Source organism: Micrococcus flavus (genome assembly GCF_014204815.1).
In the GTDB taxonomy this organism is placed as follows: Bacteria; Actinomycetota; Actinomycetes; order Actinomycetales; family Micrococcaceae; genus Micrococcus; species Micrococcus flavus.
The window spans coordinates 42788-63725 of sequence record NZ_JACHMC010000001.1 but is presented as its reverse complement, the minus strand read 5'-3'; the positions used below and the strand labels follow the sequence as shown (position 1 = coordinate 63725).

19 protein-coding genes, 1 pseudogene and 1 other annotated feature are annotated in these 20938 nt (G+C 71.8%); of the genes and pseudogenes, 3 read left to right on the top strand and 17 right to left on the bottom strand.

Features of this window, described 5'->3' with window-relative positions; genetic code table 11:
- Window positions 1-97 precede the first annotated feature (97 nt).
- The gene (locus tag BJ976_RS00305) at window positions 98-985 is read right to left on the bottom strand and encodes a CPBP family intramembrane glutamic endopeptidase (protein WP_135030873.1); all 888 of its coding nucleotides are present in this window, start codon (window positions 983-985) and stop codon (window positions 98-100) included.
- 139 nt (window positions 986-1124) lie between these two features.
- On the opposite strand from BJ976_RS00305, the gene BJ976_RS00300 reads away from it, so the two are divergent.
- Both BJ976_RS00300 and BJ976_RS00295 read left to right on the top strand, forming a co-directional pair.
- Window positions 1125-1538, top strand: a complete 414-nt coding sequence (locus BJ976_RS00300) for a VOC family protein (RefSeq protein WP_135030874.1) — start codon at window positions 1125-1127, stop codon at window positions 1536-1538.
- Between the two features lie 241 nt (window positions 1539-1779).
- Window positions 1780-2889: a metallophosphoesterase gene (locus BJ976_RS00295; protein ID WP_135030875.1), complete on the top strand. Its 1110-nt coding sequence runs from the start codon at window positions 1780-1782 to the stop codon at window positions 2887-2889.
- Between the two features lie 91 nt (window positions 2890-2980).
- Here the strand turns inward: BJ976_RS00295 and BJ976_RS00290 are convergent, their stop codons facing one another.
- The 8 genes and pseudogenes from BJ976_RS00290 to BJ976_RS00250 all read right to left on the bottom strand — a co-directional run bounded on the left by BJ976_RS00290 (window position 2981) and on the right by BJ976_RS00250 (window position 12698).
- Window positions 2981-4075, bottom strand: a complete 1095-nt coding sequence (locus tag BJ976_RS00290; protein ID WP_135030876.1) for a permease — start codon at window positions 4073-4075, stop codon at window positions 2981-2983.
- Between the two features lie 16 nt (window positions 4076-4091).
- Window positions 4092-4736, bottom strand: coding sequence for an ABC transporter ATP-binding protein (locus BJ976_RS00285; RefSeq protein ID WP_135030877.1), 645 nt, complete (start codon window positions 4734-4736; stop codon window positions 4092-4094).
- Entirely contained in the window at window positions 4733-5788 is a 1056-nt protein-coding gene (locus BJ976_RS00280; protein ID WP_135030878.1) for a hypothetical protein, read from the bottom strand. The genes BJ976_RS00285 and BJ976_RS00280 overlap by 4 nt, the downstream gene beginning before the upstream one ends.
- Entirely contained in the window at window positions 5785-6513 is a 729-nt protein-coding gene (locus BJ976_RS00275) for a hypothetical protein (RefSeq protein WP_135030879.1), read from the bottom strand. Before BJ976_RS00275 ends, BJ976_RS00280 begins: the two co-directional genes overlap by 4 nt.
- A 13-nt stretch (window positions 6514-6526) precedes the next feature.
- A complete protein-coding gene (locus BJ976_RS00270; protein ID WP_135030880.1) occupies window positions 6527-6853 on the bottom strand; it encodes a hypothetical protein in 327 nt (108 codons plus the stop codon).
- Between the two features lie 292 nt (window positions 6854-7145).
- A pseudogene (locus tag BJ976_RS00260) lies at window positions 7146-8366 on the bottom strand (IS3 family transposase).
- Window positions 7963-8094, bottom strand: a sequence feature (AL1L pseudoknot). (Overlaps the previous pseudogene by 132 nt.)
- 487 nt (window positions 8367-8853) lie before the next feature.
- Window positions 8854-10944, bottom strand: a complete 2091-nt coding sequence (locus BJ976_RS00255) for an ABC transporter ATP-binding protein (protein WP_135030881.1) — start codon at window positions 10942-10944, stop codon at window positions 8854-8856.
- Window positions 10941-12698, bottom strand: a complete 1758-nt coding sequence (locus BJ976_RS00250; RefSeq protein WP_135030882.1) for an ABC transporter ATP-binding protein — start codon at window positions 12696-12698, stop codon at window positions 10941-10943. Before BJ976_RS00250 ends, BJ976_RS00255 begins: the two co-directional genes overlap by 4 nt.
- A gap of 282 nt (window positions 12699-12980) precedes the next feature.
- Here BJ976_RS00250 and BJ976_RS00245 point away from each other — a divergent pair, with 282 nt between their 5' ends.
- The gene (locus BJ976_RS00245) at window positions 12981-13757 is read left to right on the top strand and encodes a hypothetical protein (RefSeq protein WP_135030883.1); all 777 of its coding nucleotides are present in this window, start codon (window positions 12981-12983) and stop codon (window positions 13755-13757) included.
- Window positions 13758-13761: 4 nt separating this feature from the next.
- On the opposite strand, the gene BJ976_RS00240 is transcribed toward BJ976_RS00245, so the two are convergent.
- The 8 genes from BJ976_RS00240 to BJ976_RS00205 form a co-directional block, all read right to left on the bottom strand.
- Window positions 13762-14631 (bottom strand): TrmH family RNA methyltransferase, encoded by an 870-nt coding sequence (locus tag BJ976_RS00240; protein WP_184231791.1) that lies wholly within the window; start codon window positions 14629-14631, stop codon window positions 13762-13764.
- Between the two features lie 154 nt (window positions 14632-14785).
- Window positions 14786-14980 carry a DUF8730 family Cys-rich protein gene (locus BJ976_RS00235; protein WP_135031023.1) on the bottom strand — a complete coding sequence of 65 codons (195 nt, stop codon included), beginning with the start codon at window positions 14978-14980 and terminating at the stop codon, window positions 14786-14788.
- 160 nt (window positions 14981-15140) lie between these two features.
- Window positions 15141-15419: a metal-sensitive transcriptional regulator gene (locus tag BJ976_RS00230; RefSeq protein ID WP_135030886.1), complete on the bottom strand. Its 279-nt coding sequence runs from the start codon at window positions 15417-15419 to the stop codon at window positions 15141-15143.
- Between the two features lie 71 nt (window positions 15420-15490).
- The gene (locus BJ976_RS00225; protein ID WP_135030887.1) at window positions 15491-16273 is read right to left on the bottom strand and encodes a sulfite exporter TauE/SafE family protein; all 783 of its coding nucleotides are present in this window, start codon (window positions 16271-16273) and stop codon (window positions 15491-15493) included.
- Between the two features lie 6 nt (window positions 16274-16279).
- Window positions 16280-16873: a rhodanese-like domain-containing protein gene (locus BJ976_RS00220; RefSeq protein ID WP_135030888.1), complete on the bottom strand. Its 594-nt coding sequence runs from the start codon at window positions 16871-16873 to the stop codon at window positions 16280-16282.
- A 106-nt stretch (window positions 16874-16979) separates the two neighbouring features.
- Window positions 16980-18383 (bottom strand): MBL fold metallo-hydrolase, encoded by a 1404-nt coding sequence (locus tag BJ976_RS00215; RefSeq protein WP_135030889.1) that lies wholly within the window; start codon window positions 18381-18383, stop codon window positions 16980-16982.
- Between the two features lie 213 nt (window positions 18384-18596).
- Window positions 18597-19877, bottom strand: coding sequence for a phospholipase D-like domain-containing protein (locus tag BJ976_RS00210; protein ID WP_135030890.1), 1281 nt, complete (start codon window positions 19875-19877; stop codon window positions 18597-18599).
- 9 nt (window positions 19878-19886) lie between these two features.
- Entirely contained in the window at window positions 19887-20897 is a 1011-nt protein-coding gene (locus BJ976_RS00205; protein ID WP_135030891.1) for an acyl-CoA thioesterase, read from the bottom strand.
- Between the last annotated feature and the right edge of the window lie 41 nt (window positions 20898-20938).

The following is a 20938-nucleotide window of genomic DNA, read 5'->3' as shown; positions in this document are numbered from 1 at the left end:
CTCCGGGGGCGGGGCCGCCGTCGCGCCCGTACCGGAGGGGGTGGGACGCGAGGGGCGAGGGACCGCGTCGCGCCGGGGGCCGAGCGAGGCCGTCACGTCAGCCGAGCAGCGCCAGGAAGGGCGCCAGGACCGTGGTGGGGGTGACCGGCTGCGGCATCTCCGGCAGCAGCGGGGCCACGAGGTAGAGCATGGCGATCGCGATGCCGTTGTTCACCATGTGCAGCAGCACCGCGTACCCGAAGGAGCGGCCCATGAGGATGTACGTCACCGTGATGGTCACCGCGAGCGTGAGGTACGGGACCACCTCCACGAGGCGGAAGTCGCCGCCCGTGCCCAGGAAGTGCAGGAAGGAGAACGCCAGGACGGACACCGCGGCGCACACCCACACGTTGATCCAGCGGGAGAGCTTGCCCACCAGCAGGTGCCGGAACAGGTACTCCTCCACGAGCGGAGCGCCCACCACGGTCATGAGGATCATCAGCGCCGGCGGGGCCTGCGTGGTCATCTCCTCGAGGGCGGCCTGGTTGGCGCTGGTCTGCGCGTCCCCGATCAGGGACAGCAGCAGGGCGTTGACGAGGATGGTGGTGAACCACAGCGCCGGCAGCAGCAGGATCTTCCACCACGTGCCGGTGGCGAAGACCCGCAGCGAGGTGACCAGCGGCCGCCAGGCCACCAGCAGCACGAGCGTCACGAGGATGGCGTAGCTGAGCAGGTTCACTGTGAACCCGTCCAGCACGGTGAGGGCGGACGGGTCCGCGGGCACCAGGCCCAGCGCCGCGGCCAGCAGGAACCCCAGGCCGAGCACCATGATCCCGCCGTACGCCAGCACCACGAGCGCGTCCCCCCAGTGGAACGGGCCGGGGGCCCAGCGCGCAGGGTCGGCCCGGCGGCGCTCAGCGCGGCCCGGCCATCCCGACGGCGGCCAGCCGGCGGGGACGGGCCCGGGTGCGGTGCCGTCGGCGGGCGCGGAGGGGGGAAGGCTCATGCGCTCACGCTACCAACGGGCCCGGACGCGCTGACGGCGGACGGTCGACGTCGCGCCCGCGGGGCCGCGCGGAGAGACACCGGTCACGCCTCGGCCGGCAGTTCGCTCCGCGCGCGCGGCCTGGACTACGGTGCTCGGCATGGCCCTGTTCTCCCAGCCGGTGTACATCAACCTCCCGACCACGGACACCGAGCGCATCCGCTCCTTCTGGACCGCCGTCGGAGCGGGGATCGACGAGGACTTCTCGGATGAGAACTCCGTGTGCGTGGCGCTCACCGACTCCACCTTCGCGATGTACCTGAGTCCCGGGTTCTACACGGATTTCATCGGGGAGCGCGAGATCGCCGACTGCCTCACCACGAACTCGGCCCTGCTGCAGCTCACCGCGCCGGACCGGCAGGCCGTGGACCGCCTGGTGGCGGCGGCGGTGGAGGCCGGCGGGACCGAAGTCGAGCTGCCGGAGGACCTGCAGGAGGACATGTCCGCCTCCGGCGTCTTCTCCCGTCAGGTGATCGACCCGGACGGCCACCAGTGGGAGTTCATGGCGGCCTGAGCCGACCCTCCCCGGGAGGAGCGAATCCACTGCACTTCTGACCCTTCTGGGGGCCGAATCCGCCCTCATTCGGGTCACAAGTGCAGTGGATTCGCCGGGGTGGGGTGGGGCGGAGCGGACGGGGCCCGTTCACGACGCCGTCACCCGGGTCGGCCCCACGCGTCACCGGGGCGCGCCCTGGCGGTCATCCCCGGGGCCTAGCGTCGGGCCGTCCCCGACGCCCCTCCCCCAGGAGTGCCCCATGGCCCGCCTCGCCCGCCTCTCCCTCGCCGCCGCCGCGGCCCTGACCGTCTCCCTCGGCGCGGCCGCCCCCGCCGTCGCCGCCCCGCCCGCCCACGCCGCCGCGCACGCGCAGGCGACCGCCGCCGTCGGCAAGGGGACGAAGGCGGAGTCCTTCAGCTTCGGCGTGATCGGCGACGTGCCCTACGGCGCCGCGCAGGTGGCCGCGTTCCCCGAGATGATCGACGAGCTCTCCGCGCAGGACGAGTTCTCCTTCGTGGCCCACGTGGGCGACATCAAGGCCGGCTCCGCCGTCTGCTCCGACGAGTACTTCGCGATGATCCGCGGGGAGTTCGACCGCCTGGCGCACCCGCTGGTGCTGACCCCGGGCGACAACGACTGGACGGACTGCCACCGCACCAACAACGGCGCCTACGACCCGCTCGAGCGCCTGGACGCCTTCCGGGAGGTGTTCTACCCGGTGGCGGACCGCACCCTCGGCGAGCCCATGACGGTGGACGCGCAGGACGAGATCGGCCTGCCGGAGAACGCCCGGTTCACCGAGCGCCGCGTGGAGTTCGGTGTGGTGAACGTCCAGGGCTCCGAGAACTCCACCCTGCCGTGGACCGGCCTGGGCCTGACCGCGCCGACCCCCGAGCAGCTGGCCGAGGTCGAGGCCCGCGACGCCGCCAACCACGCCCTCATCCGCGACCTGTTCGCCGACGCCGAGCGCCGGCATGCCCGCGGCGTGGTCATCATGATGCAGGCCGACATGTTCTACCCGGGCGCCGTGGTGGACGGGGAGATCTCGGACGAGGCCGCCGCGCAGCAGCAGGCCTACACGGAGACCGTGCAGCTCATCGCGGAGCTCTCCCGCGACTTCGACGGCCCGGTGTACCTGATCAACGGCGACTCCCACGAGTACACCGCGGACGCCCCGCTGACCGCCGGCTCCCCGTGGCTCGACGTGTACGGCGTGGCGCCCGTGGAGAACCTCGAGCGCATCACCGTGGAGGGCGCCGCGACGTCCAACGAGTGGACCCGCTTCTCCGTGGCACCGATGAACGCCGGCCGGGGCCGCCACGCCGATCAGCCGCTGCTGACCTGGGAGCGCGTGCCCTACACCTTCTGATCCGGCGGCACGCGCACTGCGGCCGCCGACGCGCGGCGGGCGACGCGCGGGAATCGAGGCGGGCGAGAACGCGGCCGGCGGGCGGAAGGGGTCAGGCCGTGCGCATCACCCGCACGGGGTCGCGGAACGCCGCGAAGGCCGCCGGGAGCAGGCTGGCCACCACGGCGGTCAGCGCGGCGAGCACGGCCACCCCCGCCACGAAGTCCAGCCCCAGCGCCCCGCCCTGCCCCACGACGACGGCGTAGCCCGTCCCCGCGCCCACCACCGCCCCGAGCACCGCCGGCGCGGCGGTGCGGACCGCCACGAGCAGCACGAGGTCCGCGCGGCCGATGCCCAGGGTGCGGCGGCGGCCGAGGTCGCGGCGACGGATGAGCACGTCGGCGAGCACCACGATCGCCACGAAGAAGGCGCCCGCCCCGAGGATGAGCAGCAGCAGGGACCGGCCGAGCCCGGCCAGCTCCCCGGTGATCGTCGCGTTCCCGGCGGCCAGCGCCCGCGCGGTCTGCACCTGCGAGGAGCGCGGGTCGGGGTCGATCACGGCCAGGGCCGAGTCCTGCATGGCGCGGGTGCCGGCGGTGTCCGGGGCCAGGACACGGACCTGCTGGACCACGAGGGAGGCCGGCGCGGCGGGCACGGCAATCGCGTAGTCCGCGAGGTCCTCGAACGGGGTGAGCGCCTCGAACGCGCCCACCACGGCCCACTGGCGTCCGTCTCCGGACTCGAGCGCTCCGGAGGGCTGGGCCAGGCCCAGCTCGGCCAGCTTCGCCTCGGGCACCACCACCTCCCCGGGGCCCGGCAGGCGGCCGCGCGTGAGCTCGACGCCGCGGTCGACGGTGCCCACCACGTGGGTCACCGCCACGCGAGTCCCGCCCGCACCGATCGCGGCGTTCACCGTGTCCACGGGCATGTCGCGGGCCAGGGCCGCCCCGGCGGAGTCGAGACCGGCGAGGGTGGCGACGGTGGCGCCGGTGAGGAAGCCGGTGCCACCCGAGTCCGTCACGGTGAGCACGCGCGCCGCGGGCCCGGAGAGCTCCGCGGCGACGGCGGCCTCCGTGGCCGCCTGACGGCCCACCGTGGCGACGGCCGCGAAGCACATGGCGGCCACCACCAACAGCACGAGGGCGGAGGGCACGGGCGCGGTGCGGGCGGCGGTGAGGGCCTCGCGCAGCAGGGTCCTCAGGTTCACGGGCGGGCCTCCGGGTTCACAGTCGCACCACCTCGTCCGCACGGGCGACGACGGCCGGGTCGTGCGTGGCCACTACCACGGTGCGCCCCTCCCCCGCGGCCTCGGCCAGCGCGTCGAGCACGAGGGAGGCGTTGTCCGGGTCGAGGTTGCCCGTGGGCTCGTCGGCCAGCACCACCGCAGGGGTGTTCACGAGTGCCCGGCAGACCGCCACGCGCTGTGCCTGCCCGCCTGAGACCTGGCCCGGCCGGTGCTCGGCCCGGTGCCCGAGGCCGAACCGCTCCAGCAGGATCCTGGCCCGGCCTTCGAGCTCGCGGCGGGGCAGGCCGGCGTAGAGGCCGGGCTCCACCACCGAGTCCAGGATGGGCCGGGACGGGTCCAGCTCGGCGTCCTGGAACACGAACCCCACGGACGTGGCCCGCAACCGCGCCCGGCGCCGGTCCGGCAGGGCGGAGGCCTCGACGTCGCCCAGGCGCACCACGCCCGCCGAGGGCGTGAGCATAAGCCCCAGCACGTACAGCAGCGTGGACTTGCCGCGCCCGGACGGGCCGGTGAGCGCGGTGACGGCGCCAGGGGTGAAGCGGTGGGTCAGGCCGTCGAACAGCTCCTCCGCGCCGCGCGTGTACGCGAAGCGCAGGTCCGCCACGGACAGCTCCGCGTTCACGGCGCGCCGTTCAGCACGCGCACGGTCTCCCCGGCGTCCACGCCGTCCACCACGGCCAGGCCGTCCGCGGAGCCGCGGACGGTGACGGTGCGCTCTTCCTCGACGCCGTCCTGCACCACGGTGACCACGACGGCGCCGCCGGGCTGGGTGCGCAGCGCGGACACGGGGACCACGGGCCCGGTGACGGGCGGGACCACGTTGACCTTCGAGAGCAGGGAGGTGGAGGCCTCGGCTGGCAGGGAGTCGCAGTCCGCGCCGCACACCGCGCCGCCGTCGGGGGCGGTCAGGGGGATGCGGATCAGCCCTTGGTCGTCCGCGGTGGACTCGCCGGCCACGGCCTCCCACTCGTGCTCGCCGTGGGGCACGGTCACCGCGGTGCCGGCCGGGATCATGGCGGCCTGGTCCTGGTTGACCTCGATGGCGAACGTGGGCTCGTCGCCGGGGCGGGCGACGATGGTCTCGCCTCCCGCGAGCGCGCCGCCGACGGCCGTTGCCTTCGCGTCCACGCTGAGTGCGGCGGGGAGTGATTCCAGCACCACGAGCTGGCCCAGCTCCACGGTGCCCGCGGCCGGGTAGTCGCGCTCGGTGAGCCAGCCGTTCCAGGCGACAGCGGTGGCCTCGTCCCAGGTGCCGGTGACCTCCACCTTCGCCCCCGTGGCGGCGAGCATTCGCTGGAACGCGGCGACATCGCTGCCGGTGGCGCCCTCGTCGAGCGCCCGCCACTGGGGCAGCTCGCCCTGCACGGCGATCACGGGCTGCTGCGCGACGGCGTACAGCACGTCCCCGGCGGCCACCTCACCGGACTCCCCGGCCCGGGTGACGACGCCGGACAGCGCGTTCACGGCGGCCGGCGCCTGCTCGCGGGCCACGGACACGCCGAGGGTGATGACGCGGCCGAGCTCCTGCTCGGCGACGGTGACGACGGCGTCCTCGGACGGACGCTGATCGGCCTGGGCCGGAGGGGTGAGCGTGGCCCGGCCGGCCCAGAAGGCGAGGGCGGCGACGAGCACGAGCGTGAGGACGAGAGCGGCCCAGCGGGTGACCTTGCTCATTCGGAGTATCCGAAGAGCATCGAGTCCGGGGGCTGAACCGGACAGGCTTCCGAGACCTCGGCGGAGCGCGCGTCCGTGAGGCCCATGATGGAGTCTTGCACGGGCCACCAGCTGATCCGCTCCGGCGTGTTGAAGGCCGCCAGCCATGTTTCCTTCGAGGGCCGCTGGGATGTGTCCACGGTGATGCCATGGTCCTCAAGACACGGGATGGCGTACTGGTCCCAATAGTCGTAGAGCAGGCGCAACTGAGCGTCAGAGAACTCCTGGTCCAGGCTCGGATCGATGGGGAACAGGGCATCGCAGGTCCATGAGACCAGTTTCACGGCCGCCTCCTGCGAGGGCGGCGGAGTGTCATACGTCACCCCCACCATAACCTCGTTGTACGTGGCGGGAACCCCTCGCTCGGTCATGCACTGCGCGGACCATCTCGCCTGCTCTTGCCTGGAGGTGGCCCACCCGCGACGGGTGACGGCCGGGGGGTTGCTGATGCCCAAGAAGGCGGCGTTTCGTGCGAGCTGTGACTCATACCAGCGCTCCCGCTCGTCAGCCTCGGTCATCCGCCGCTCGATCTTCTCGGTGGGCGTCCAGGTCTCGGGATCCCACACCTTCTCTGTAGGGGAACCGGTCGCCGCGGCGCTCGTGGACGGAGCAGTGGTCGCACATCCAGACAGAGTCAGAACAGCGGTCACCGCCGCGGCGGTGACCGCTGCGAACTTCGTCTTCATCTTGGGCTCAACCTCAGTAGGGGTAATAGCAGTAGCCGTAGGTGCCCGACAGCAGAAGCGAGGTCGATGACCCCGTCCAGGTCTGCGTCATGCGGAGTCCGGAATCCCATCCATATTTGTATAGCCCAGGCTTCTTGGTGGTCTTTCCGCCGACGTTGTAATACATCGTGTCCGTATACCGCTGCTGCTCCACCTGCAGGCCGACATACCCGCCTCCGGCACTGCAGTCCTTCCTGCCAGTCTCTGACAACGCTTGCGCTGGCGCCGCTCCAGAGACCGCCAGCAATCCAGCGACAGCCACGCCAGCGCCTACCCTGCTGGCCCACTGCTTCACACCCATGATGTTCCTCCTCCGATCTAAAGCCCCTTGTGAGGTGCGTCACACGCTATGGCGTGGCCCGCTCAGCGTCAAGAGTTTTCTCAGATGCTTCACACACCCACGTTTGACCTTGCACCGGAATGCGCCCCGGCACGGCCGTTCCGCCGCGCGCTCGTAACAAAGGGCGCGGGGTGAGGTGGCCCAGCGGACGGGGCGGTTCATCCGTCGAACCCGTAGAGGACGGAGTCAGAGGGCACCTCGGGGCAGGCCTCCATGATCTCGGCGTTGAAGTGCCCTGGGTTTCGTTCCGAGGTCAAGACGCAACGGGCGCTGAGTCCTGGTCGTGAGTGTAGGCCGCCTCGACCTCCGCGGGGGTGAGGTAGTCCAGGGCCTCGTGGAGGCGGGTGGTGTTCCACCAGTGCACCCACCCCATGGTGGCCAGCTCGACCGCCTCGACGGACTCCCAGATCCGCTTGGCGTGGATGAGCTCGGCCTTGTAGAGCCCGTTCACGCTCTTAAGCCAGGGCGTTGTCGTAAGAGTCGCCCACGGTGCCCACTGAGGCGCTCACCCCGGCGGTGATGAGCGCATCCGAGCAGGCCAAGCTGACTACCGCGATCCGAGTGGTGCACCAGGCCCTGGCGGCCACGGCTGGCGCCAGTGCTCAGCAGCGCGCGCTCCAAGGCCAGCAGCGGCAGCCCCACGGTGTGAAGGCTGCCCGAGACAGCCCATCCCACGATGCGCCGGGAGTAGACGTCGGTGATGAACGCGACGTAGCAGAACCCGCCCAGGATCCTGACGTAGGTGATGTCAGCGACCCACAGCTGGTTCGGCCGCTCGGCGGTGAAGCAACGTTCCACGAGATCAGGGCGGGCGTCTGTCTCTCCTGCAGGGCGGGTCGTGATCGGCTTGCGGCCACGGCGGATTCCCTGCAGGCCGGCGGTACGCATGAGACGGGCGACCTGGTCCCGGCCGATCTCCCACCCGGCGCGGGCCATCGCATGGTGCATCTTGCGGACGCCGTAAACGCTGTAGTTCTCCATGTGAATCCGGCGGAGTTCCTCGAGCAGCAGAACGTCTCGCAGGGCCCGCGCGGAGGCCGGTCGTGTCTTCGCGGCGCGGTAGCTCACGTCGAGGTGATGAACCCACATTCCGTCGCACGAAGGGTGCGGCAGATGGCCTCGACCCCGAACTGATCGCGGTGTTCGTCGATGAACGCGATCATCTCGTCGTGGGGCGGTCGAGCTCCGCTGCGAAAAAAGCCGAGGCGGCCTTGAGGATCTCGTTCGCGCGCCGCGCCTCGGCCAGCTCGCGTTTGAGCCTGCGGATCTCCTCCGCAGGGGTCTCTGAGACGGGTGCCTGAACTATTTCGTGGCCGTGGCGTTGGCACCACATCCGCAAGGTCTCTTCGCTGACATCGAGCTGCGGGGCTACCGCCCGGATGGAATGCGAACGGGGCCCTCCTTGCGTGGCTTGGCGTTCCAGGACCATCCTGACCGCGCGCTCACGCAGCTCGGGGCTGAACTTCTTGGGCATGTTCCGATTCTCCTTCGTTGGGATCGGAACGAAACCCAGGGCGCTTCACTCTCCGCTGCACGCGAGGAGGATCCGTGATGCGGAGCGTCTGGGCCCGCCGTTCGAGAGCGGAGCGGTAGGCCGCTTCCTTCTCGGCCTCCGCCGTCAGGACCGGTTGAATCGCGACTGGCGGCGTCCACCGAGATGGACTCCATTCCTCCGGCGCTGTCGCGCCTGCGCAGTCAGCGACGTCCTGTCCTGCGGATCCGCCTTCATCCCCGCACGCGGCGAGATCGACAGTGAGCGCAAGCCCGACTGCCAGACCCCGGCCACGTCTCCCTGTGATGTCAGGCCCGCTCATGACCAGAAGCCCTCGGTCCCATGACGATCCTCCTCAGGATTCCAACCCGATATGAGCTACGTCACATAGTAGACGCTACCCCCCACAGCAAGGGATTCTCCTGGCCTCGTCAGGCCGTCCCGAGTCCCTTCACGCTCGCTGCAGTCATCACCGGGCGTCTTCTCCCGAGGCCGCACCGCCGCCGTCGTCCTCCCCGCCCTTGAACTGGCTCATGTAGAGCCGGTGGTAGGCGCCCCTGGCCGCGAGGAGCTCGGCGTGGTTGCCCTGCTCCACGATGTCGCCGTGCTCCATCACGAGGATCACGTCGGCGTCGCGGATGGTGCTGAGGCGGTGGGCGATCACGAAGCTCGTGCGGTCCGAGCGCAGCGCCGCCATCGCGCCCTGGACCAGCACCTCGGTGCGGGTGTCCACGGAGGAGGTGGCCTCGTCCAGGATCAGGAGCGAGGGCTGGGCCAGGAACGCACGGGCGATGGTGATGAGCTGCCGCTCGCCCGCGGACACGTTGGCGGCGTCCTGCTCGATCACGGTGTCGTAGCCGTCGGGCAGGGTGTGCACGAAACGGTCCACGTAGGTGGCCTTCGCCGCCGCGACGACCTCCTCGTCCGTGGCGTCGAGTCGGCCGTAGCGGATGTTCTCCCGGATGGTCCCGCCGAACAGCACCGCGTCCTGGAGCACCATGCCGGTGGCGGCGCGCAGCTCGCCGCGGCTGACCGTGCGGGTGTCCACGCCGTCCAGCAGGATCCGCCCGCCGTCCACCTCGTAGAACCGCATGATCAGGTTGACCAGGGTGGTCTTGCCGGCACCGGTCGGCCCGACGATCGCGACCGTCTGCCCCGGCTCCGCCACGAGGTTCAGGTCCGTGATGAGCGGCTTCTCCGGCGTGTAGGAGAAGCGCACGTGCTCGAACTCCACGCGACCGCGCAGCGGGCGCGGGAGATGGGCGACGCCGTCGGGCCCGGGGGCGGCGGAGGGCGCCGTTTCCCGGACGAAAGTGCTCTTGGAGGGCGCCGTTTCCCGAACGGAAGTGCGGGCGGGGGTGCCGGCGGGGGTGCCGTCGGGGGTCTCCTCCGGCTCGTCGAGGAGCTCGAAGATGCGCTCGGCCGAGGCCACGCCGGAGATCAGCATGTTGGCCATGCCGGCCACCTGACCCAACGGCTGGTTGAACTCGCGCGAGTACTGGATGAACGCGGTCACCGCGCCCAGGGTCATCTGGCCGTTGGCCACCCGCAGCCCGCCCACCACGGCGATCCCCACGTATCCCAGCCAGTTCACCCACTGCATGATCGGCATGATCATCCCGGAGTAGAACTGCGCCTTGAACGCGGCCTCGTACATGGCCTCGTTGCGCTCGTCGAAGCGCTCGGCCATGTCCGCCTGCCGCCCGAACACGGTCACCAGCTCGTGCCCGGTGAAGGACTCCTCGATGTGCCCGTTGAGCCGGCCGGTCTCCCGCCACTGCGCGGTGAACAGCGCCTGGGACTTCTTGCCCACCACGCCGACGACGACGCCCGCCACCGGCAGTGCGATCAGCGCGATCAGGGCGAGCTGCCAGGACAGCCAGACCATCATCCCGACGATGCCGAGGATGGTCAGCACCGAGTACACGAGGGTGGCGAACGCCTGCTGCAGGGCCTGCTGGACGTTGTCCACGTCATTGGTGGTGCGGGAGAGCAGGTCGCCGCGCTGGCGGGTGTCGAAGTAGCTCAGCGGCAGCCGGTTGACCTTCGCCTCGATGTCCTGGCGCAGCCGGAACACGATCCGCATCACCAGGTCGTTCAGCACGCGCCCCTGCAGCCACATGAACGTCTGCGCCACCACATACATGGCCAGGACGATCAGGATCAGCCGCCCCAGCTCGCCGAAGTCGATCCCCTGCCCCGGCGTGAACGCCATGCCGGACAGCATGTCCGCGGCCTGGCCCTCACCCTGGGCTCGCAGGCCCTCGATCACCTGCTCGCGGCTCATCCCCGCGGGCATCTCCCGGGAGACGAGGCCGCCGAAGATCACGTCCATCGCCCGTCCCAGGACGTGCGGGGCCCACACGTTGAACACGACGGCGACCAGCACCATCAGCGCGACCACCACCAGGCCCGTGCGCTCGGCCCGGAACAGGCCCAGCAGCCGCCGGGCCGAGGGCCAGAACGCCTTGGCCTTCCGGCCCGGTCCGCCGCCCCACTCGTCCGTGACGCCGGCCTCCTGGAGCTCGGCGAGCTCGGCGTCCGTCAGCTGCTCGCTCATGCCGGCTCCTCCTCGCGCACCTGGGAGTCCACGATCTGCCGGTAGGTCTCGTTGCCGGCCAGCAGCTCGGCGTGGGTGCCGCGGCCGACCACCCGGCCTTCGTCCAGCACCACGATCTGATCCGCCTCGGTGATGGTGGCCACCCGCTGGGCGACGACGATGCGGGTGATGCCCGCGGCCCGCGCGTCCAGAGCCCCCCGCAGGCGAGCGTCCGTGGTCACGTCCAGGGCGGAGAACGAGTCGTCGAACACCAGGATCCGCGGCGCTGCCACGAGCGCACGCGCGATGGACAGCCGCTGCCGCTGGCCACCGGAGACGTCCGTGCCGCCCTGGGACAGGCGGGACTCCAGCCCGTGGGCCGCCGCCTCCCCTTCGCCTGTGGTCCTATCCCTGACGAAGTCTGCGGCCTGCGCCGTCTCGAGGGCGGCCCAGATCTGCTCCTCGGTGGCGTGCGGCGCGCCGAAGCGCATGTTCTCCGCCACCGTCCCGGAGAACAGGAACGGCTTCTGCGGGACGAGCGCTACAGCGCGGGTCAGCTCCGCCCGCGCCAGTTGCGTCACCGGCACCCCGTCGAGCAGCACCTGCCCGTCCGTGGCGTCGTAGAGGCGCGGGATGAGGTTCACCAGCGTGGACTTGCCGGCGCCGGTGGAGCCGATGATCGCCGTCGTGGTGCCGGGGGCCACGGTGAAGCTGACGCCGTCCAGCACCGGCGCCTCGGCGCCGGGGTAGGCGAAGGTGACGTCCCGGAACTCGACCTCCCCGCGCCGCTGCGCTGGCTCCACGGGGTGCGCGGGCTCGGCGAGGGTGGGCACGGTGTCCAGGACCTCGCCGATGCGGCCGGCGGAGACCACGGCGCGCGGGAGCATCATCATCATGAAGGTGCCCATCATGACGGCCATGAGGATCTGCAGTAGGTACTGCATGAACGCGGTGAGCGCGCCGACCTGCACGAGCCCCGCGTCCACACGCTCGCCGCCGAACCACAGGACGGCAGCGGTGGCGAGGTGGAGGATCATCGTGATGACCGGGCCAAGCAGCACGAACAGCCGGCCGATCCGCACGGAGGTCTCCGTCAGGGCGGCGTTGGCGTCCGTGAACCGGCGCGTCTCGTGGCGTTCGCGCACGAACGCGCGGACCACGCGGATGCCCTGGATCTGCTCGCGCAGCACGCCGTTGACGTCGTCGATGTTGTCCTGCATCCGCTGGAACAGCGGCATGAGACGAGCGACGATCCACGCCACGATCACCAGCAGCACCGGCACGGAGACCCACACCAGCCAGGACAGGCCCGGGTCCTCGCGGATGGCCATGATGATGCCGCCGACCGCCATGATCGGCACGGCCACCATGAAGTTCAGGGCCATGAGGGTGAGCATCTGGACCTGGTTGACGTCGTTGGTGCCGCGCGTGATGAGGGTCGCGGCGCCGAAGCGGCCGAGCTCCTCCGCGGAGAACGCGTCCACGCGGGTGTAGACGGCGCGGCGCAGGTCCCGGCCCACGCCCATCGCGGCCTTCGCCCCGAACCACACGGCGGCGATCGCGGCGACCACCTGCACCAGCGCGACGCCGAGCATCACGAGGCCGATGTCCCAGATGCGGGCGGTGTCGCCGCGGGCCACGCCCTCGTCGATGATGCGGGCGTTGAGGCTGGGCAGGTACAGCATGGCCAGCGTGCTGATCAGCTGCAGCACGACGACGGCCAGCACCGCGGTGCGATAGGGCCGGCCGTACCGGCGCAGCAGGGTCCAGAGCATGGGGCTCCCAACGAGGTGTCGAGGCAGGGCGTCCGTGGAGTCACGGCCCGTCGAGGACGATTCTCCACGACCCTCCGGACAGCGTAAGCCTCCCCACAGGGACGACGGCAGCGCCGCCCGGCTCGGTTTACAGTGGCCGAACATTCACGCGCGACCGATACGGCGGTCACCTGTACGGCGGAAGGGGAGGCGATGGCCGGTCGCCAGCACCACGCAGGGACCAGTCTCCGCGTCCGCACCGGTGACGGGGCCGTCGTCGTGGTCCGGGTGGAGAGGGGCCCGGTGGGAAGCCCCGGGCGCCTCACCATCGAGGAGCACGCGAACACGCGCGGACTCGCCCTGCACACCCGCCGAGCGGGAGGCCCCATCGAGGGCCTCGAGGTGGAGCTCGTGCGCACCGGCCTCTTCGGCGAGGAGACGTCCGCCGGCCTCGCCCTCCTTCCCGACGACCGCGGCGCCCCCGTCTGGCTGCGCGCGCCGGAACGCTCGGACGCGGGCCGGATCCTGACCGGCGTCGTGGAGGGACTCGCCGCGCCCGCGCCCCCGGCCGAGGTGATCAGCCCAAGCGATCCGTCCCCGCGGGCCCGGGTGACGCGGACCGCGGGATGGGACGGCGTGGGGGCGCCGGACGGCCGGCTCGGAGGCCTTCCCCCGGGCGAGCCGCCCACGCAGGCGCACCGGGCCCTCGGCGGGGCCTGGACGATCGCCCTCGACGCCGCGCCAGAGCTTCCGCTGGAGGCCCGGCTGTGGCACGCCCACCGCACGCGGGAGCCCGGCGGGGAGGTCGAGCGCCTGGCCGCCACGTGGCAGGGGCCCGGCGCCGAGGACCCGTGGCACACGGAGCTGCATGTGGCCCATCACGTGGACACGGGGACCACGGAGTTCCTGGTGGTGGACGGGAGCACCGACCAGGCCTGGACCCTCGCCGACGCCGTCCACACCCCCGGAACGCCCCTCACCTGGCGGGTCCACCCCGCGCCCCGGCCGGACGGGGCGAGCCGGGCCGGCGAGGCGCTCTACAGCCTGATCGTGGCGTTCGCAGGCGCGCTCGAGGGCTGAGCGCTCAGCCCCGGGCGGCCGGCAGCGGGTTGGCCCCGCGGCGCTCGTACATGGCCAGCGCGGCGGAGACGGAGACGTTGAGGGACTCCACGTCCGGGTGGATGTCGATCCGCACCGAGCGCTCCGCCGCCTGCTCGAGCCGCGAGGACGCGCCCCGCTTCTCCGAGCCCAGCAGCAGGGCGATGCGCCCCTGGATCCCCGCGATCCCGGACAGCGGCTCCCTCGCCTCCGGGTCCAGCGAGACCAGGGGGACGCCGACCTCGCCCAGGTGGGCGACGACGTCGTCGGCCGTGGCGAGCGCCAGCGGCAGGGCGAAGACCATGCCGCGCGAGGCCCGCACGAGGCGGCGGTCCGTCACGGAAGCGAGGTCCGAGTCCACGAGGATCAGCCCCGCGAAGCCCAGGGCCTTCGCCGAGCGGGTGACGGCGCCGATGTTGCCCATGAGCTTCACGCCGTCCAGCACGGCGACGTCCCCGGGGCCCTCCAACAGCTCCGGCACCGTCAGCGGCTTGGGGCGGCGGGCCAGCGCGAAGATCCGCGAGCGCCGCTCGACGCCGAACAGCTCCTTGGCGGCGTGCGTGGAGACCACCTGCACGTCGGCATCCGCGGGCAGCAGCTCCGTCACGGACGCCGGCAGCTGCGTGTCCTCCCCGTGGAACACGGTGAACACGGTGACGCCGTGGCGCAGGGCCTCGGCGAGGGGTTCCTCGTCGTCGATGATGATGGCCCGCGAGCCCTTGTTCCTGCCCTTGAGCAGCTCGCGCACCTTGGCCAGGCGGGCGTCCTTGGGGTCGGTGATGACGCCGGCGGGGGCGTCGCCGTCGCGGGTCTCGGGGGCGGCGTCGGACGGGGCGGAGGGCTGCTCGGAGGACATGCGGCCATCCTAGGTCTCCCCCACCCCCGCCGAATCGACTGCACTTCTGACCCTTCTCAGGCCGGACGAGGCTCTCAGAATGGTCAGAAGTGCAGGGAATTCGCAGGTGGGCGGGTGGGCGGCCGGGTGGGCGACGTCGGAGGGTCGCCGAGGGTCAGCGCCCGAACAGGCGGGACAGGAAGCCGCCGCGGGGCTCCGCGGAGGCTGCCGCCGCAGCCTGCTCGGCGGGGCCGTGGCGGCCGTCGCACCACTGGCCGGCGGGCACGCCGGACTTCACGGAGGCGATGTGCTGGCCGCAGCCGGCCCAGATGGTCTTGCCGCAGACGTCGCAGGTCACTGCACGGCACATGATGAGGGTCCTTTCGGCGGGGAGGGGAACACCCCCTCCGCGGATCCACTGCACTTGTGACCCTTCCGGGGGCGGATTCCGGCCTTGGAAGGGTCAGAACCGCAGTGGATCCGCGGGGGGGGGGTGCGGGGATGGGGGATGGGGGATGGGACGGGGAGGGTCAGGCGAGGGAGAGGAAGAGCTTCTCGAGCTCCGCCACGGTCAGCTGCTCCTCGCCCTCAGCGGCCTCGGCCGGGTCCGCCAGGCAGTGCTGCATGGCGGAGGACACGATCGCGAAGCCGGCGCGGTCCAGTGCGGTGGACACGGCGGAGAGCTGCGTGACCACGTCCTTGCATCGGCCCTCGCCCTCCACCTCGCGGATGACGGCGTCCAGCTGGCCGCGGGCCCGCTTGAGGCGGTTGAGGATCTTGCGCTGGGTCTCGGCGTCGGCGGTGCGCACGGCGGCCTCCTTCTGACGGGGATGGGAAGGGGAATCATATCCCCGGGGGTATCCGGCGGCGTCGTCGGAGGTCACACGAGCAGGCCGACGAGCTCCTGGACGAGGATCACCACGCCCATGGCCAGCACGAACCAGCCGAAGCCCTTCTTGAGCGCCTTCTCCGGCACCCGCTTCACGAGCGGGACGCCGATCAGCGCGCCGACCACGGCCACGCCGGTGACCCACAGCAGCAGGTCCCACGGCAGCGTCACGCTGGTCAGGTAGCCACCGAGGCCCGCGAAGGACTTCATGGCGATCACCAGCAGGGACGTGCCCACCGCGGCGGACATCGGCAGGCCGCCGAGCAGCACCAGCGCAGGGACCACGAGGAACCCGCCGCCGGCGCCGACGATGCCCGTGATGAAGCCGACGACGACGCCCTCCGCCAGGATCTTCCACAGCGGGTGACGGCGGGGCTCGGCGTCAGCCGGGGCCTCCCCCGCAGGGGCGGTCTCGGGCTGCTTCTTCTTGGGCCGGATCATGGCCCACGCCGTGAAGAGCATCATCACCGCGAAGGCGATGAGCAGCAGGGTCCCCGGCAGGAACCCGCCGACCACGCCGCCCAGGAGGGCGCCCACCATCGAGGCCGCGCCGAAGATCAGGCCGGTGCGCCACCGGACGGTGCCGCGCCGCGAGTGCAGCAGCACCGAGACCAGCGAGGTCACACCCACCACGAACAGGGAGCCGGCGATGGCCTGCTTCGGCTCGAGGCCGGCCACGTAGGTCAGCAGCGGCACCATGAGGATCGACCCGCCGCCGCCCATGAGGCCCAGCAGCAGACCGACCACGAGGGCCAGCGCGAGGACGATCCACATCGCGGATCAGCTCCGCTTCGCGGTGCCGGCGGGGATGTGGCCGATGACGTCGTCCGCGGTGCGCTCCTGCGCGGGACGGTTCCACGGCATCTTGGACAGCACGGACGCCATGGCGCACGTGTTGGAGACGGCGGAGAAGGACAGGCCGGCGCCGATCGCGGCGGGGATGAGGCCGAACCGCTTGGAGCCGAGCTGGGACGCGACGGCGCCGGCGAGGGCGATGGACCCGGCGGTCATGCGGACCTGGCGGTCCATGGACCAGCGCTGGCCGCTGCGGACGACCTCGCCGCCGGCCTCGGCGTAGGCGGAGATGCCACCCTGCAGCACACGGGCGGACGTGAAGCCGGCCTGGGCCAGGCGGTCCTGGGCGGTGCCGGCGCGGTTGCCGGACTGGCACACCAGCACGGCGGTGCCGTCCAGACGCGCGGCGACCTCGTCCGCGTGCTCCTGGAGCAGGTCCAGCGGCACGTTGTAGGAGCCGGCGATGTGCTCGGCCTCGAACTCGGCGGGGGTGCGCACGTCCAGCACGACGGCGTCCGGGCGGGCGGCCAGCTCGGCCTTCAGGTCGCGCGGGGCGACGGGGGTCAGGGTGATGCTCATGGGAGGGGCTCCTCGGGGGATCGTCTCGGGGTCGTCGGGGCGGCACAGGGCCGCGGGACGGGCGTCGAAGGGATGACGCGCCCGCCCCGCCGCCCCGGTGCCGGGGTCAGGCCTGCTGCCAGGCGGAGTAGCTGCCCTCGAGCTCGACCACGTCGAACCCGGCGCGGCGCAGCGCCTGGGCGGCCACGATGGTGCGCAGGCCGGACTGGCAGAAGGTCACCAGGGTCTTGTCCTGCGGCAGCTCGTCCTGGTGGAAGAGGACCTTGCCGGCGTTCAGCTGCTGGGCGTCCGCGATGGTGCCGTCGGAGAACTCGGTCTTGTTGCGGACGTCCACCAGCACGGTGTCCTGCTCCGCACCGACCTCGCCGGCCTCGATGCGGGACTTCAGCTCGGCGGCCTGCACGGTGGGCACCGGCTCCAGCGTGAGGCCGTCCACGGAGGTGGTGAACGCGGCGGCCGCGTCGACGCCCACGCGGATCATGTGGTTGCGCATCATGTCCGCGTCCTCGCGGTCCTCGGCGAGCAGCACGATCGCGGCGTCGTCGTTCTCCGGGTCGTAGGCCCAGCCGGCGTGCGTGGCGACCTTGCCGCGGGACGGGAAGGCCAGCGCGCCCGGCACGGTGCCGGCGAGGATCTCGTCCACACCGCGGGTGTCCGCGAACACCGCGCCGTCGGCGAGCTTCGCCTGCACGCCCTGGGCGTCCAGCTCCTCGAGCTCCGGCAGCTCGCCGAGGATCGCCGGGCCGATCTTGTTCTGGCGCTTCATGCGGCCGAAGTAGGCGTGGGCGTCGGGCTGGCCGTCGAGCAGCTCGTCGATGAAGCCCTGCTCGTCGTCGTTCTTCAGGTACTCGGACCACCAGGCGTACTCGCGCTCGTAGCCGACGGTGGTGGAGGGCAGCGCGCCGAGGGCCTTGCCGCAGGCGGAGCCGGAGCCGTGGGCCGGGAAGACCTGCACGTGGTCCGGCAGCGTCAGGAACGTGGCCTTGAGGGAGGCGAAGAGCTGCTGGGCGCCCTCGAAGCGGGTGTCGACGCCGCCGGCGGCCTCGTCCAGCAGGTCGGGGCGGCCGAGGTCCCCGGAGAACACGAAGTCGCCGGTGAGCATGTACCCGGGGGCGTCGGCGAAGGCGCCGTCGGTGACCAGGAAGGACAGGTGCTCGGGCGTGTGGCCCGGGGTGTGCACGGCCTCCACGGTGATGTTGCCGAGCTTCACGGTGTCACCGTCCTTGAGCAGGTTGCCCTCGAAGCCGTAGGTCCAGTCCTCGCCGCCCTCGCCGGACAGGTGGATCTGGGCGCCGGTGGCGTGGGCCAGCTCGCGGGTGCCGGAGAGGTAGTCGGCGTGGATGTGGGTCTCGGTGACGTGCGTGATGGTCATGCCGTGCTGGGCGGCGAGGTCCAGGTACACCTGGATGTCGCGGCGGGGGTCCACCACGATTGCCTCATTGTTCGCCTGGCAGCCGATCACGTAGCTGGCCTGGGCGAGGTCCTCGTCGTAGATGCGCTCGAGCAGCATGGGCCGTCCTCCTCGGTGGGCCGGCAGGGCCGGCGTCGGGGTGGGGGCGGGCCGGACCGTCGGCCCGATCGGATACCCCCTGGGGTATGTTCGACAGCCTATACAGTACCCCTGGGGGTATGCAAGAGGGGGTCGGGGACGGCGCCGTACGACGACGGCGGGCCGCCCCGGGAAGGGCGGCCCGCCGTCGTCGTGGTGGGCGGAGGCGCGAGGTCAGAGGAGGGGGCGCAGCGGCACGAGCAGGGTCTCCACCACGCGCGCCAGACCGTGGCGGTCCCCCCAGCGCGGGCTCTCCACGCGCTCCGCGTGCTGAGCGTCCGCACGGAAGATCTCCTCCATGCGGGCCGCGAAGTCCGGGTCCACCACCACCACGTTGGTCTCGTAGTTGAAGCTCAGGGAGAGGCGGTCGATGTTCGCCGTGCCCACCGTGGACCAGACGCCGTCCACGGTGGCCGTCTTCGCGTGGATCATGCCGCCGGCGTACAGCAGGATCGTGATGCCCGCCTCCAGCATCTCCGTGTAGAAGCCGCGGGAGACCCAGTCGGAGACGACGTGGTTCGAGTCCTTGGGCACCATCACCTGCACGTCCACGCCGCGCTGCGCCGCCGACTTCAGGGCGCCGAGCACCTGCTGGTCCGGGATGAAGTACGGGGTGTTGATGTAGATGTGGCGCGTCGCCCGGTCGATCGCGCTGAGGTAGGAGTTGCGGATCGGGTAGACGAGCTGGGCGGGCAGGTTGGCGTGCACGGACACGTCCGTCTCCCACGCGCGGGGGGCGGCCCACGGGATGGAGTCGTCCCCGATGTGCGCCTCGTTCCACAGCGCCACGATCGACCGGTCCAGCCCCCACACCGCCGGCCCCTGGATCCGCACGTGGGTGTCCCGCCAGTGCTTCGCGTAGACCTCGCCCACGTTGTAGCCGCCCACGAAGCCGACGTCCCCGTCCACCACGAGGACCTTGGAGTGGTTGAACCCGGTGTAGCGGATCAGGCCGCGCCAGTACGGACGCGTGAACGCCGGGAGGCGGTACACCTGCACACGCGGGTCGAACTGCCGGAAGAACCGGGACGGCACCACGAGGTTCGCGAAGCCGTCGTAGGAGGCCCACACCTGCACTCCACGCGCGGCGGCCCGGTTCAGGGCGTCCACGAACCGCTGGCCGGTGTCGTCCGCCTTCCAGATGTACGTCTCGAACTTGACGGTCTCCTCCGCCGCGTCGATCGCCTCGATCATGGCGTCGTAGACGTCCTCGCCGGAGGTGAAGAGCGTCATCGCGTCGGAGCCCACCTGCGCCTCGTACGTGCCCGGACGCCGGACCGGACGCAGGCGGCGGCCGCGCCGCTTCACCAGGTCGTAGCCCGTCAGGGCGATCGCGGTGGCGATGGGGACCACCACCAGGCCGACGGCCCCGACGGTCACGGAGCGTCGCAGCGCGGCGCGCACGCTGAACGGACGGCGGGTGGGAAGACGCCGGAGGCGCTGCGCGAGGTCCATGGGGGGATTCTACGGAGCCGTGGGATCCACGGCGCCCCGGGCCTCCGGGGCCTTCGGGACCCTCGGCTCGGGGGTGCTCCACGCCGAGCCCACCTCGGTGCGCAGGCGCACGAGCTCCACCGAGGACTCCTGCAGCCGGCGGGCGGCGTCCGACTCCGGGGTGTACTGCGGCACGGCCCCGGCCTGCCCGGACGTGGTGACGTCCACCATCACGGAGATCGAGTGCGCCACGAGCCGGTGGTCCTTGCGGTGCCGCGGCCCGGCGTGCACGCGCAGCGCCACGTGCATGGACCGCTCGGAGGTGTTCACGAGCAGGGCGTCGACGCGGACCAGGTCCCCCACCTGCACGGGCCGGACGAACCGCACGCCGCCGGCGAACACGGCCGCCACGTTCTCGTGCCCCGTCCAGCGGGCCGCGCACACGCCCGCGGCCTCGTCCAGCCAGCGCATGACGGCGCCGCCGCGCACGGTGCCGCCCACGGACGCCTCGGTGATCGGGGCGATGAAGGCGAGGCTGACCATCTCGTCGTGGCCCGGCTCCGGGTCCGGGAAGGGCAGGCGCGCCATGGCCTTCTCCACGGCCCGCCGCTCGATGCTCGAGGTCCGCGCCTGGTCGTTGCGCTCGATCTGCCCGGGGGTGGACGGGATCCACTCGGGCACGTCCTGGGGGACGCCGTCCTCCTCGGCCGCGTACACGCAGATCGAGCTGGTGGAGACGACGGGGCGGCCGTCGTCGTCGAGGATCTCGGGGAGGAGGAGGCGGGTCTGCACGTGGACGGCGGCGGCGTGGGTGCGCACCACGCGCCCCTGGACGGTGACGCGGGTGTCCACGGGGATGGGGCGGCGGAACTGCATGTTCCCCATGTAGCGGGCCCGCACGTGCATGCCGGACCAGCTGGCGGCCACGGCGTAGGCGACCTTGTCGATCCACCCGATGACGGTGCCGGCGTCCACGAGGCCGGAGGGGTGGTCGAAGCTGTCCGCTCGGAAGTCGAGGGACAGGGCCCCGGGTCGTCTCATGCAACGAACGTATCACCGACGCCGCGTCCCACGTGATGCCT

Excerpts from the sequence above, each read along its gene's own strand:
- BJ976_RS00240 (WP_184231791.1), bottom strand. The coding sequence starts at position 14,631 with ATGTCCTCCGAGCAGCCCTCCGCCCCGTCCGACGCCGCCCCCGAGACC.
- BJ976_RS00280 (WP_135030878.1), bottom strand. The coding sequence starts at position 5,788 with ATGAGCAAGGTCACCCGCTGGGCCGCTCTCGTCCTCACGCTCGTGCTC.
- BJ976_RS00300 (WP_135030874.1), top strand. The coding sequence starts at position 1,125 with ATGGCCCTGTTCTCCCAGCCGGTGTACATCAACCTCCCGACCACGGAC.
- BJ976_RS00205 (WP_135030891.1), bottom strand. The coding sequence starts at position 20,897 with ATGAGACGACCCGGGGCCCTGTCCCTCGACTTCCGAGCGGACAGCTTC.
- BJ976_RS00220 (WP_135030888.1), bottom strand. The coding sequence starts at position 16,873 with ATGAGCATCACCCTGACCCCCGTCGCCCCGCGCGACCTGAAGGCCGAG.
- BJ976_RS00215 (WP_135030889.1), bottom strand. The coding sequence starts at position 18,383 with ATGCTGCTCGAGCGCATCTACGACGAGGACCTCGCCCAGGCCAGCTAC.
- BJ976_RS00250 (WP_135030882.1), bottom strand. The coding sequence starts at position 12,698 with ATGCTCTGGACCCTGCTGCGCCGGTACGGCCGGCCCTATCGCACCGCG.
- BJ976_RS00295 (WP_135030875.1), top strand. The coding sequence starts at position 1,780 with ATGGCCCGCCTCGCCCGCCTCTCCCTCGCCGCCGCCGCGGCCCTGACC.
- BJ976_RS00275 (WP_135030879.1), bottom strand. The coding sequence starts at position 6,513 with ATGAAGACGAAGTTCGCAGCGGTCACCGCCGCGGCGGTGACCGCTGTT.
- BJ976_RS00305 (WP_135030873.1), bottom strand. The coding sequence starts at position 985 with ATGAGCCTTCCCCCCTCCGCGCCCGCCGACGGCACCGCACCCGGGCCC.
- BJ976_RS00255 (WP_135030881.1), bottom strand. The coding sequence starts at position 10,944 with ATGAGCGAGCAGCTGACGGACGCCGAGCTCGCCGAGCTCCAGGAGGCC.
- BJ976_RS00270 (WP_135030880.1), bottom strand. The coding sequence starts at position 6,853 with ATGGGTGTGAAGCAGTGGGCCAGCAGGGTAGGCGCTGGCGTGGCTGTC.
- BJ976_RS00235 (WP_135031023.1), bottom strand. The coding sequence starts at position 14,980 with ATGTGCCGTGCAGTGACCTGCGACGTCTGCGGCAAGACCATCTGGGCC.
- BJ976_RS00225 (WP_135030887.1), bottom strand. The coding sequence starts at position 16,273 with ATGTGGATCGTCCTCGCGCTGGCCCTCGTGGTCGGTCTGCTGCTGGGC.
- BJ976_RS00210 (WP_135030890.1), bottom strand. The coding sequence starts at position 19,877 with ATGGACCTCGCGCAGCGCCTCCGGCGTCTTCCCACCCGCCGTCCGTTC.